We start from the raw sequence: 13098 nt of genomic DNA, 5'->3' as shown, positions 1-13098 counted from the left end.
CCCCAACTCGAACCGCTAGTCTTGCTCGCTTCGCCCATGCGCCTCGTCTCGCCCGATTCACGCGAGCGCATCGTCGCGGGCGGCCTTCGTGTCCCGACCCACCGGCGCACCGAGGCTATCGACGGCCCACGACTCGGGCAGATGCACGATCGTTTGAAAGCGGCGGAAATCCGCGCCGCGCCGATCGTCCGTAAAGCGCAATTCGATACGGCCATGCTCGCGCTCGAGCATCTCCTTGACGGCATCCATCCCCACGCCGCGCCCCGACACCTCGGTGACGGTCTTGGCCGTCGAGAAACCGGCACGGAAGATGAAGCGGGCAACGGCTTCGTCGTCGATCGACTCGTCCGCGGCAATCCAACCGCGCTCCGCGGCGATCGCACGAATCCGGGCCAGCGCGAGACCGCGGCCGTCGTCGCTGAGCGTCAGTTGCAGCGCGCCCGCATCGACGCCCACTTCGATCTCGATCGTCCCGGCCTCGCGCTTGCCCGCGGCCACGCGCTCCTCGGCGGGCTCGATACCATGATCGACGCTATTGCGCAGCAGGTGCACGAAAACGTCGCGCAGCGCCGCGCTCGCGTGGCGGCGCAGGCGATAGCCGTTGTCGTCGATGACAACCGTCGGTGCACTCTTGCCGAGTTCCTTGGCCAGCGAAGGCAACGACTCCATCGGTCCCGACAGTGCTTCGCCGAAGCTCTCGGTATCGAGCAGACGCAGCGTGCGGCGCACGGCGTCGCGCATCGCGACGAGGCCTGCCAAATCGTTGTCGTTCACCGACTCCACCAGATTCAGACTGTCGTCGATATGGGACCGATCGACGACCATGTATCGACCGCCTTGTGCGCGATGCGCCGCACCGCCCGGGCCCTTGCGGCCCAGATTGACTTCATTGATCGTCGCGTAATGTTCGACGGCCTGTTTCACGCGCGCCAACTCGGCGATCGACGCTTCGCGGTCCCAAGCCTCGCCTGCGCCGAGGCGGCGCATTTCGTCGTAGCGCTGCTCCGCCTCGTGGACGATGCTCGTCAGATGCCGCAGACCGTAGGTGCGTGCGTTGCCCTTGATCGTGTGCATGTTGCGGAACAGCTCGGCGACGGCCGATTCGTCGGCATGTTCATGCTGGCCGATGATGCGTTCGTTCTCGTGAATGAAGCCCTTCGCGCTCTCGACGAACTGATGGAATTTCTCCTGGCTGACGGCCAGAATCTCGCCGATCATTTCGAGCTGGCGCTTTTGCTCGGTCGATTCCGCCGTCAGGCGGCGCAGCTCGGTCACGTCGCGCACGCACAGCATCAGGCGCATGACCGTATCGGTTTCGTCGGTAATGGCCGACCAACTCAAATCGAGCGTCTTGACGCGGCCGTCGGCCATCGTTTTTGCTACTTCGTTGACGAGCAGGTGTTCGTTGAACGAAAAATTGATGGCATCCTCGCCGATGCATGCGTGAATCGCGGCTTGCACTTGCGAGCGGGTATCGGCGTCGAGGCTCGTATCGTCGAATACGAGCGACATCACGTCGCGCCCGGCAATGTCTTCCGTCTCGAAGATGGCTTCGAGATAGGCCGAATATTCGCCATGTACGAGGCCGTTATCGACCACCGTCAAGATGCCTTGCTGCATGTTCTGCAGCATCGCTTGAATGTCGGCCGTCTTTTGTTTGAGTTGCATCGAGCTTTGCTCGATCTTCTCGATCATGTCGTTGAACGCGACGATCGAGCGGCCGATCTCATCCATCCGTGCAACGGGCACGCGTCGCGCGAAATCCTGGCTCGACGCAATTTCGCTCATTTCAGCTTGCATGCGCGTGAGCGGGCGCGTGATCTGGCGGTACAGCAAGACGCCGACGATGGTCAGCAGCGCGATCGCCGCGGCCGTGGCACCGCCGATCGCGGTCGTCGTCGTGGCGAGCATGCCGTTCAGCGCGCCGATCGCGGCGTCCTTCTGGCGATTCTTCTCGATGCGCATCGTCTCGACGATGCCTTCGAGTTCGTTGCGGTATTCGCCGACGTCGGCGAATAGGAAGGCTTGCGCGAGTGCGTCCTTGCCCGAGGCCTTCATCTGCACGGTCTGATCGATGGCCGCAAAGTAATTCGCGATGCTTTCCCGCGCTTGCGTGACAAGGCCCTTCTGCGCATGGCTTGCCGCGGCTTGCGCTTGCACTTCTATGGCTTGGCGCAGCGCGGCTTCCTTCGCTTTCAACTGCTCTTGAGCCTGCGAGACCATGTTCGCGTCAGGGGCGTAGACGAGCGTCATCGTCGCGAGCTGAACGTCTTTGACTTCGGAGACGAGATCCGCGGATGCGAGCGCGCTCGGCACGACGCCCTGAGTGACCGCGCGCACTTCGCCGGCGCTGCGTCGTGCTTGATAGGTCGCATAGCCGCCGATCGCCGCGAGCGCGACGAACATGAGCAGCACCAATAAGGTGATGCGATGACGTATCGTCATTTGGAACCCCGATGCGTGGTTTGTCGCACGGCCCTCGCCGCGCGCAACGTTCGTATGTAGTGAATCTTTAATTTCGTTTGGCGTGATTATCGGGGGTTGCCTATGACGAATTGATGACTGACACATGGGCCTCGAGAAGCGTGGCCGTCAGACTTCCTCGAAATTGGATGTACGCTTTTGCAGGCGTCAGTTCCTGCCATGTATTGGGCGCGATCCCCAGAAGCATCCGCCTTCCCCGCCGGCTATCGACGCACAGCTCTGCCATATCTCGAATTTAGTGCTCCATTTCTTATGCGCAATAGCTGCTATGCAGCGAGAGACAAAGCGAATTCATGAATATATCGGAGCCCTTTGATCGTCACTTAACAAGCGAGCGCACCACTTCCGCATAAATCGATTCGTCTTTTTTATCAATGGCTTAATAGATTCTTTGACGGTCAGCCGAAACTTCTTCTGCTTTTCGCGGATGAGCGGGAGCGCTTGGCGAGAGGGCGCAGACGCACGAGATGATCAATTTTTTGTTGCGCTTCACCTCAACAATACCTTACATTTTTATTACAGCAACACCACGTGTCGCTGTCATGTGCGCCATGCAACGATCTCTTTCACCTCATAGGAGGTTGCAATGCTTCGACTGTTTCGTATGTTTTTCGGGCTCACCGCAGGCATCTCGCTAAATGCGGTTACCTCAACCCATGGCAGACCGGGGTTCCAGACCCCGGACGGCCGAGTGGTTTCCAGGACCGGCCTAAAGTAATTACGCCGGCCTCGGTGGGACCTATGGTCCCACTGGATCGTTTCGATTCATCCGATTCACAACGAAATAATCGAATGACTGTCTCAAGCCACTGCAGGATAGCCTTATTCAATCATATGATCGTCGTGCTTGATCTAAAAAGATCATGCTATCTTCTATATGATGACGCATGTGCAAAATCATTTGCCTCATATTATCTTGATCTTCGACACCACAATATACCGGCATCGCTACAACCATTGATCACCGATAAAATAATTCATCCGAGATCATCCCAACCACCATCAGGAAAACATGAGCAAATCTCTGACTATCGAACCATGACGTTCGAAACGTTCGACACGGGCGCCTGGGGAAGCCGAACACTCGGGAGGCGCAGCGTTTCGAGGTTCGAAACCATACCCTTTCTTCAAATTATCAAAAGCGTAGCGATGTTGAAGGCATTTGGCTTTAGCGCGCTCCTCTCACTTGAAAGATTGCGACCGCTTCCTCGCAACAGCCTTGCAGCGAGAGAAATAGATCTACGCAAAGTTCTTGAGCGCTACCTAAGCGCCTCAATGTGGTCACCGTTTCCTGTCACTTGTCTACCGTTATCGTTTTCACTCACCACGCATTTGAGGCACGCCAATATTCCGGCCCAATTGGTCATTGGGGTGCGCCCCACTCCTTTTGTGGCGCATGCTTGGGTCGAAATTGACAAACGTGTATACGGAGATGAACAGAATCTTAAAAAAAGCTATGGCGAAATCTTTCGAACACCGCGATACGGACAAACCGGGCAATCCCGCGTGGACACTTAGTCGTCATGCTTGGCTAGACCAGATCGCATCGCGGTATAGCGACGTCCTGCTTGATCAGGGCCGCGACAATCGAGCCGTATCCGCGAAGTTGCTGACAATCAGCGACTTCGGAAAAATCCGGACGAAAACATCATACCTCCGGATAAGAAGCAAGCTACAACAAGCAAAAAACTTCTCAGAGGCGGTAGACGTTATCCTTGATGTCGCGTGGGGAGCATATATTCTCGTACTTGATGAGATGATTTCTTCACGCCGCCTTTTCATGGCCGACCCCTTATATTCTGTAAGGCTCTATTACACTGCCGACACAAATGGAGACATTCAGATCGATACGAGCGTGGAGAATCTGCTCAAACATACCTCAATACGTTGGAACCTGAATTATCTAAGCGAATTCGCAACGACCCAGTTCGGCCCCATCGGAGAAACCGCATTTTCTGACATCAAGGTGGTCCCACCTGGCTGTGCACTCGTCATCGACCTTAGCGGAAAGTGCGTGATCGAGCGCGTTTGGCGGTCCTCGCGGGTATGCGTTCCAGACATAGACTTAGTCTGTGCGGAAGCAATAGGCGACGTGTATTCGAGCATCGCGGAAGGCTATCCCAACGTCTGCGCGGCGATATCCGGCGGAGTCGACTCATCGTCCGGTGCTATTTTCCTGCGAAAGGCCCTCGGTCCGGATACCCGCTTCGGGCCATCCATCTGTTCTCAACGTCGTCACCCGAGTTCAACGAACGGAGCATGGCGACGCAAGTCGCCGATTCCATCGGCGCGGAACTGGTTTGTATAGATGTCGATTCGTGCCTGCCATTTTCAAACCTCGTCTCGGCAAACCCGCCGTCCAGCTTGAGCCAAGATATGTTGTTTCTCGGTATCGACAAGGCTATTTCGCAAGCGGTTGGACCATCGTCAGTGTTGCTCGAAGGCCAAGGCGGCGATTTGCTATTCAACGCAGTGCCTGACGTCCGGGCTGTCCTCGATGCACTGCGAGACCGGGGTTGGTCGTTTGCGCTGCAAACGGCCGGGAAGCTGGCCTTGTTACACAACGAATCGATTCCCAGAATCTTGTTGATGGCCGCGAAACTCGAAGCCAGGCGACGTGTTTTCCGCAGCGATGCAAGGACATCCAGTGAGACGATGTCTAGGCTGCTCCACCCGCTTGACCGCTGCGTAACAAGTGTTCGTTCACATAGCTGGTCGCCACATGAGCCCGGTGATTGCCACTTTTCGCAACAGGAGCTTGACCAGTTTCTATCCGTGATGACGCCTGTTACGGATCTTTTCATCACGCGCAGAATCAATCCATTCCTTGCTCAGCCCATCGTTGAAGCGGCTGCGAATATCAGGAGCTACGCCAGCTTCGATGAGCGAAACGATCGGATCGTATTGCGAAAAATCGCAGAGAAAATCACACCGATTGACGTGCTGAGGCGCAGGACGAAGGGAACATTCGATGTTGGCTTCATCAACGGAATCCGCTCCAACCGTGACGCATTCCATGAACTCGTCCATAACGGTGTTCTGATGCAAGCGGGCAGGATTGACGAACTCGAAGTGCGACGGGCGCTTAAGGCCGTTCAGGTCGGGCAGGGCACGGCTGCAATCAGCCTCGCCCTGCTGGGATGCGTGGAGATTTATTGCGCGTCCTGGCAAAAATTCATAGCGTCCCGGCCGGGGTCGCCTTGTTGATCGACCGCCTGGAGTCTACTCGGCATGAATCTATCGGTACTTCGATCCTTAGCAGACAGCATCCGCGTGATGCTAGAGAAAGAAACGCATGCGAGGAAATATGTCGTTTGGGGCGTGACGATCGAACTGTTTACGTCGATTGCCATGCTACTGGGGCCCTTCACGTTGAAGCTGGCAGTGGACTCGATGTCGCGCCCGGATTTCAATCTGTTCGCAACGTCGGCATACGTCGTGCTCTTCGCCCTCCTCTGGTCGGGGTCCGCCGTGTCGTCGGCCGCTGTCTTGGCCTATACCAACAGGATCGTCAACCAGATGTCCAATGTCTTGATGATACGAGCGCTCGGCGTACAGCTTCCGTCGCTGGCCAACCGCTCGTCGGCGGATAGCGGTTACATACAAGGCTTGCTCGAACGCTTACCGTTCAGCCTCCAGGTCATCGTCGAAGGCGTGCTATGGAAGATTGCACCCGTGATGATTCAACTGGCCGCGGCGCTCGTGCTGATCTCCGTCCTAGTGCCGGTTCAATACACGGCAGTGCTCTTTTCTGTCCTAGCTGCGTATTTCGTCTTTTCGCACCTATCAGCCGAGCAGTATGAAAAAAGCGCGGAATCGACCAATCAGGCCGCGGGGGCGTTGTCGGCGTCCCTCGGCGACGTACTCAGAAACGCGCCTCGCGTTGTCTACAACGGCGCAGTCAGTCGCGAGATCGGTTACGTGGGGGCCGCGGCGCATTCGCGGCTGGAGGTCGACTGGCGCCGCTCCTGGCTGCTCACGTCGGCCGCCATCCGCCAATACGGCATTATCGCTGTCGGCATGGCCCTGATGTTCGTGATGTGCGTTCACGATATCCGCCATGGCCGGATCACACTCGGCGATTTCATGTTGCTGCAAACCTATGCGCTTCAGTTCGCCCTGCCCCTAGGATCGTATGGCTTCGTGCTGCATCAGGCCGGTGCTGCATTTGCCAATCTGCGGGAAACACTCGAAATCGCACCGCTAGCGCAAGAGGTCAGCGACACCGAGCCTCCGGCACTGGATGCCCGCGCCGCGCAAATCTCGGTCCGACAAATCGCCCTGAGTAGGACGAACCAGTTCGCGCTCAAGTCGATGTCTTTCGACCTCCCTGCCGGCAGTTTCACCGCGATCGTTGGTCATAACGGATCAGGCAAGTCCACGCTGGCCAGAGTGATTGCAGGCTTGCTACCTCCGGACGAAGGCAAGATCGATTACGATGGAGTCAACCTATACGACATCGACGTACTCGAACGCAGCCGACACGCTTTGTATGTGCCGCAGGAAGTAACCCTTTTCAATCGCTCACTGAGGGAAAATGTCCGCTACTTCCCATCGCAGTTGAGCGATGCCGAGGCGGTTCATTTACTCGAGCGCCTCGCCTTCCGCAAGGAGGAACAAAGTATCGACCTGGAGGCCGCGGTCGGTGAAGGCGGGGCCTATCTATCGGGTGGGCAGGTGCAAAAAGTCGAGCTTGCGCGATTAATGGGCGTGGCCGTCCCTGCGATCATCCTTGACGAAACGACGTCCGGACTCGATCCGAGGAGCGATGTTCTTGGCATTGCAATGCTGCGCGAGCGTCTCGGGCCGCGTACGACCCTCGTCATGATCACCCACCGCATAGCCAACGTCATCGCGGCCGACCAGGTGGTGTTCCTGTCCGGTGGAAGCTTGGCTGGAATCGGTACTCATCGGCAATTGATGACCGAATGCGCTGAATACCGTTCGTTCTGGACCAGCCTGCCGCAAGACAAGGGTGAACAAATGCGTTGTCCGTCGTAAAAAAGGCTGTCTGCAAGTCACCTTGCGGACAGCCTTCGATTCAGCAGGCGAGACTAGCCGTCATTGGACAATGCCGACGACGCCGGACTTTCGCCCTGAATGACCTGTTGCGCGTTCGTTACAACTGCCCCTGCACCCACTCCTTCACGCCGGCCAGCGCGGCCGGCAGCTTCGCGGGTTCGGTGCCGCCGGCTTGCGCCATGTCGGGCCGGCCGCCGCCCTTGCCACCCACCTGCTGCGCGACAAAATTGACGAGCTCGCCCGCCTTGACCTTCTTGCTGGCCTCCGCCGTGACACCGGCGATGAGGCTCACCTTGCCGCCATCGACGGCGGCAAGGACGATCGCCGCATGCTTGAGTTTGTCCTTGAGCTTATCGACGGTCTCGCGCAGCGTCTTAGAATCCGCCCCTTCGAGCGTCGCGGCCAGCACCTGAACGCCCGCCACCTCGACGGCTTGCGCCGCGAGTTCGTCGCCCTGGCTCGATGCGAGCTTCGACTTGAGGGCGGCCAATTCCTTCTCGAGCGATTTGACTTGATCCTGCACCTGCGCGACACGCTGCGTCAGTTCCGAGGGCTGCGCCTTCAAGGCCGCGGCCACCGCGTTGACGCGGCTCTCCAGCCCCTGCACGTAACGCACGGCGTTATCGCCCGTAATCGCCTCGACACGGCGAATACCGGCGGCCACGCCCGTCTCGGCGACGATTTTGAACAACCCGATATCGCCCGTGCGATGCACGTGCGTGCCGCCGCAAAGCTCACGCGAGAAACCGAGGTCGAGCACGCGCACTTCGTCGCCGTACTTCTCGCCGAACAGCGCCATCGCCCCGCCCTTGACGGCCTCGTCGTACGGCATCACGCGCACGATGCCCGGCGCGTTCGCGAGCACTTCGGCGTTGACGATGTCCTCCACGCGCCGCACTTCGTCATCGGTCATCGGCGCGTTATGCGCGAAGTCGAAACGCGTCTTTTCGTCGTCGACGAGCGAACCCTTTTGCTGCACATGACTGCCGAGCACTTCGCGCAGCGCCTTGTGCATCAAGTGCGTCGCCGAGTGATTGCGCGCCGTGCGGGCGCGGCGAACCGCGTCGATCTCGGCCTTGACGACGTCGCCCACCTTCAGCGTGCCCTGCTCGAGCGTGCCGTGATGGCCGATCACGTCGGCCTGCACCTTCAGCGTGTCGGCCACGGCGAAACGCACGCTCGCGTTTGCGAGCAGACCGGTATCGCCGACCTGACCGCCGGACTCGGCATAAAACGGCGTGTGATCCAGCACGACGACGGCGTCTTGCCCCTGCTTGACTTCGCCGACCGCCGAGCCCTCGACGTAGAGCGCGACGACCTTCGCATCGTCGAAGATCGACTCTTCATAGCCGTGGAACGTCGTCTTCGCGCCCGAGTATTCGAGCCCTTGCGCCGCCTTGAACTTGCCCGCCGCGCGCGCTTGCTCGCGCTGACGCGACATCGCTTCGTCGAACGCGGGCTCGTCCACCGTCATACCGCGCTCGCGGCAAACGTCGGCCGTCAGATCGAGCGGAAAACCGTAGGTATCGTGCAGCTTGAACGCCAATTCGCCCGACAGGATCTTCGCGCCCTTGGCATCGAGTTCGGCCAGCGCGCCGTCGAGAATCGACATGCCGTGTTCGATCGTCTCGAAGAAGCGCTCTTCTTCCTGACGCAGCACGTCCGTCACCCGCGCTTGCGCATCGGCCAGCTCCGGATACGCCGAGCCCATTTGGGCGACGAGGTCGGCCACGAGCTTATGGAAGAAGGCGTGCTTGCAGCCGAGCTTGTAGCCGTGACGAATCGCGCGGCGCACGATCCGGCGCAGCACGTAGCCGCGCCCTTCGTTGCCGGGGATCACGCCGTCGACGATCAAGAACGAGCAGGCGCGAATGTGGTCGGCGATGACCTTCAGCGAGTTGTTCGCGAGGTCGCCCACGCCCGTTTCGCGCGCCGCCGCGGCGATCAGCGCTTGGAACAGATCGATCTCGTAGTTGCTATGCACGTGCTGCAGCACGGCCGCGATACGCTCGAGTCCCATCCCCGTGTCGACACAGGGCTTGGGCAGCGGCGTCATATTGCCTTGGGCATCGCGATTGAACTGCATGAACACGAGATTCCAGATCTCGATGTAGCGATCGCCGTCTTCCTCGGGCGATCCCGGGGGCCCGCCCCACACGTCGGGACCGTGGTCGTAAAAGATTTCCGAGCACGGACCGCACGGGCCCGTATCGGCCATTTGCCAGAAGTTGTCCGACGCATAGCGCGCGCCCTTGTTGTCGCCGATGCGGATGATGCGCTCGGCCGGCACGCCCACTTCCTTGGCCCAGATGTCGTAGGCCTCGTCGTCTTCCTGATAGACGGTGACCCAGAGCTTTTCCTTCGGCAAGCGATAAACCGTGGTCAACAGCTCCCAGGCGTAATGAATCGCGTCGCGCTTGAAGTAGTCGCCGAACGAGAAGTTGCCGAGCATCTCGAAGAACGTATGGTGCCGTGCCGTGTAGCCGACGTTTTCGAGGTCGTTGTGTTTGCCGCCCGCGCGCACGCTGCGCTGCGCCGTCGTGGCGCGCGAGTAAGGACGCGATTCGGCGCCGAGGAACACGTCTTTGAACTGCACCATTCCCGAATTGGTGAAGAGCAGCGTCGGGTCGTTACCGGGCACGAGGCTCGACGAGCGGACGATCGTATGGCCCTTCGATTCGAAGAACTTGAGGAATTTCTCGCGGATTTCGGCGGCTTTCATAGAAAACTGAGGGGGACGGTCTCGACTGGAAACCGGCCGCGCCTGACCTGCCCGGCCGTTTTCCCCTAAACGGCTCATTATACGGAATTGTCGCGGTCGCGCCCCTAACAGCCTGGTTTCGCCCGGCGCGTGCCGCCTGCGCGCGGCAAGGCGGCGCCCGTCCGGCGCGCTTGGGGCGCGCGCGCAAAACCGCTTAACATGCTGGCGACGCCCGCCGCCCGGCGGCGTCGATCCGCTTCGCAAGGAGAGACCGTAACAATGGGAGCGCTCAGCCATATCCGCGTACTCGACTTGACCCGCGTGCTCGCGGGCCCGTGGTGCGCGCAAACGCTAGCCGACCTCGGCGCCGACGTCATCAAGCTCGAGCGGCCCGGCGCGGGCGACGACACGCGCCATTGGGGGCCGCCGTACCTGAAGACGCCCGAGGGCGCCGACACGCGCGAAGCGGCCTATTACCTGTGCGCGAACCGCAACAAACGCTCGATTACGGTCGATATCGCCACGCCCGAGGGTCAAAAGATCGTGCGCGAACTCGCCGCCACGAGCGACGTCGTGCTCGAAAACTACAAGGTCGGGCAATTGAAGAAGTACGGCCTCGATTACGAATCGCTCAAGGCGGTCAAGCCCGATCTCGTCTACTGCTCCGTGACGGGCTTCGGACAGACGGGGCCGCTCGCCGAGCGCGCCGGATACGATTTCATCGTACAAGGCATGGGCGGCTTCATGAGCGTCACGGGCGAGCGCGACGCGCTGCCGGGCGGCGGCCCGCAAAAAGCCGGCGTCGCCATCGCCGATCTGATGACGGGCATGTACGCGACCGTGGCCGTGCTCGCGGCGCTCGCGCATCGCGACCGCACCGGCGAGGGTCAAGCGATCGACATGGCGCTGCTCGATGTCCAAGTCGCCATGCTCGCCAACGTCACCTCGAACTACCTGATCGGCGGCAAGCCGCCGCAGCGCTGGGGCAACGCGCATCAAAACATCGTGCCGTACCAGGCGTTCCAGACAAGCGACAGTTGGATCATCGTCGCCGTCGGCAACGACGGGCAATTCCGTAAGTTCTTGGAAGTGGGCGGCCGGCCGGAACTCGCCGACGACGCGCGTTTCGCGACGAACCCCGAGCGCGTGCGTCACCGCGAGGTGCTCGTGCCGATCATCGCCGAGATGGTCAAGACGCGCACCAAACGCGACTGGATCGAGGCGCTCGAAGCGGCGGGCGTACCGTGCGGGCCGATCAACGATCTAGCCGAAGTGTTCGACGACGAGCAGGTGCGCGCCCGGGGCATGCGCGTGGAGGTGCCGCATCCGAGCGGCGCGACCGCCCCGCTCGTACGCAATCCGATCCGCATGAGCGCCACGCCCCCCGAAGTGCGCAGCGCGCCCCCGACGCTTGGCGAGCACACCGATGCGGTGTTGCGCGAAGTACTCGGCTACGACGAGGCGGCGATCGCGGCGCTGCGCGGCAAATCGGTGATTTGAGCCCGGCGCTCAGCCCGCCAATGAGGCGAGCAGACGCTGCCCCTCTTCCCAATCGCCGAGACCGCTGTCCGCGTTGATATGGCCGCGCGGACCGATCTCGACGAGGCGGCTGCCCCACGCGCGCGCGCACCGCTCGGCGAACCCGAGCGAACCGTACGGATCGTCGCTGCTCGCGACAACGATCGAGGGGAACGGCAAGGGCGCGAGCGCCGGCTCTCCATAGCAGAGCGCATCGCGCGGAAATGCCGGCCCGGCCGGATCGGGCGGCGCCACGAGCAACGCGCCGGCGATCTTGCTCAGTTCGGACGCACGAGCGCAATTGAGCGCCCAATGAGCGGCGGTCAAGCACCCGAGACTATGCGCCGCAAGCCGCAGCGAACCTTCGGGCTCGGCCGCGACCGCGGCATCGAGCGTCTCGCACCACGCCTCGCACACGGGATGATCCCAGTCGGGCATCGCGACGCGCTTAAAAGACATGTCCATCGCTTCCCAGCGCGTTTGCCAATGGCCGGGCCCCGAGTTCGCGTATCCGGGCAATATCAAGGTCGTGTTTCGAGTCATAAAGCGTGGTGTCTCGGCATTCTCGCCCGCGCACTTGGGCCAAGCGTATGAAGGTTGGCGCGTAGTATAAGCGCTGCCCCTAGGCCCCCATTCGCTGAGACCTCAGCAGAAGCCGGAGGCGGGGCCTAAAGGAGAGTCTTCATGGAACAAGCGAAATGGACCGCCGTCGATACCTATCTTTGCGATGCGTTGATCCCTGCCGATCCCGCGCTTGAAGCCGCGCTCGCGGCCAGCGAGCAAGCCGGGCTGCGAGCCATCAACGTATCGCCGAACCAAGGCAAGCTTTTGCATCTGATCGCGCGCATCCACGGCGCGCGGCGCATTCTCGAAATCGGTACGTTAGGCGGCTACAGCGCGATCTGGCTCGCCCGTGCGTTGCCCGCGGACGGTTCGCTGCTCACACTCGAGATCGATCCGGACAGCGCCGCGCTCGCGCGCAAGAACATCGAGCGCGCGGGCCTGAGCGAGCGCGTGACCGTGCGGGTGGGCGACGCCGTCGATTCGCTGCGCGCGCTGGCAGCCGAGCGTGTCGAGCCGTTCGATCTGGTTTTCATCGATGCGAACAAGGACCGCAATCCCGATTACCTCGCGGGCGCGCTCGCGCTCTCGCGCCCCGGCACCGTGATCATTTGCGACAACGTCGTACGCGAGGGCCGTGTCGTGCAAGCGGACAGCCTCGATGCCGACGTGCAGGGCGTACGCCGCTACTTCGAGATGGCGGCGGCCGATCCGCGCTTGACCAGCACGGCGATTCAAACGGTCGGCAGCAAGGGGTGGGACGGTTTCGCGATCTCGATCGTCGCGGGTTGACGCCGAACGCGGGCTGCGAG

7 protein-coding genes and 2 pseudogenes are annotated in these 13098 nt (G+C 60.8%); 6 read left to right on the top strand and 3 right to left on the bottom strand.

The genetic code is table 11. The features are described 5' to 3' along the window. Positions 1-57: 57 nt before the first annotated feature. Positions 58-2445, bottom strand: coding sequence for an ATP-binding protein (locus DXT59_RS27745; RefSeq protein ID WP_116141357.1), 2388 nt, complete (start codon positions 2443-2445; stop codon positions 58-60). 664 nt (positions 2446-3109) lie between these two features. On the opposite strand from DXT59_RS27745, the pseudogene DXT59_RS31680 reads away from it, so the two are divergent. The 4 genes and pseudogenes from DXT59_RS31680 to DXT59_RS27730 all read left to right on the top strand — a co-directional run. Next, positions 3110-3202: pseudogene (locus DXT59_RS31680) on the top strand (capistruin family lasso peptide); the annotation flags it as partial. A 74-nt stretch (positions 3203-3276) separates the two neighbouring features. Next, positions 3277-4002 (top strand): lasso peptide biosynthesis B2 protein, encoded by a 726-nt coding sequence (locus DXT59_RS31525; protein WP_116141355.1) that lies wholly within the window; start codon positions 3277-3279, stop codon positions 4000-4002. Continuing rightward, positions 3941-5691: pseudogene (locus tag DXT59_RS31640) on the top strand (asparagine synthase-related protein). Before DXT59_RS31525 ends, DXT59_RS31640 begins: the two are co-directional and overlap by 62 nt. Before the next feature lie 24 nt (positions 5692-5715). Then, positions 5716-7485, top strand: a complete 1770-nt coding sequence (locus tag DXT59_RS27730) for an ATP-binding cassette domain-containing protein (RefSeq protein WP_116141353.1) — start codon at positions 5716-5718, stop codon at positions 7483-7485. Positions 7486-7603: 118 nt separating this feature from the next. Here DXT59_RS27730 and alaS read toward each other — a convergent pair whose 3' ends face one another. Next, positions 7604-10228, bottom strand: a complete 2625-nt coding sequence (gene alaS / locus DXT59_RS27725) for an alanine--tRNA ligase (RefSeq protein WP_116141350.1) — start codon at positions 10226-10228, stop codon at positions 7604-7606. Between the two features lie 258 nt (positions 10229-10486). Between alaS and DXT59_RS27720 the strand changes: the two genes are divergently transcribed. Continuing rightward, positions 10487-11707 (top strand): CaiB/BaiF CoA transferase family protein, encoded by a 1221-nt coding sequence (locus DXT59_RS27720; RefSeq protein WP_116141349.1) that lies wholly within the window; start codon positions 10487-10489, stop codon positions 11705-11707. Between the two features lie 9 nt (positions 11708-11716). Here the strand turns inward: DXT59_RS27720 and DXT59_RS27715 are convergent, their stop codons facing one another. Next, the gene (locus tag DXT59_RS27715; RefSeq protein ID WP_116141348.1) at positions 11717-12268 is read right to left on the bottom strand and encodes an RBBP9/YdeN family alpha/beta hydrolase; all 552 of its coding nucleotides are present in this window, start codon (positions 12266-12268) and stop codon (positions 11717-11719) included. 141 nt (positions 12269-12409) lie between these two features. Between DXT59_RS27715 and DXT59_RS27710 the strand changes: the two genes are divergently transcribed. After that, complete coding sequence (locus DXT59_RS27710) at positions 12410-13078, top strand: O-methyltransferase (RefSeq protein WP_116141347.1); 669 nt, start codon at positions 12410-12412, stop codon at positions 13076-13078. Positions 13079-13098 lie beyond the last annotated feature (20 nt).

It is taken from the genome of Trinickia diaoshuihuensis, from assembly GCF_003390925.1.
GTDB classification, from domain to species: Bacteria; Pseudomonadota; Gammaproteobacteria; order Burkholderiales; family Burkholderiaceae; genus Trinickia; species Trinickia diaoshuihuensis.
This window is presented reverse-complemented; position numbering and strand designations above follow the sequence as displayed.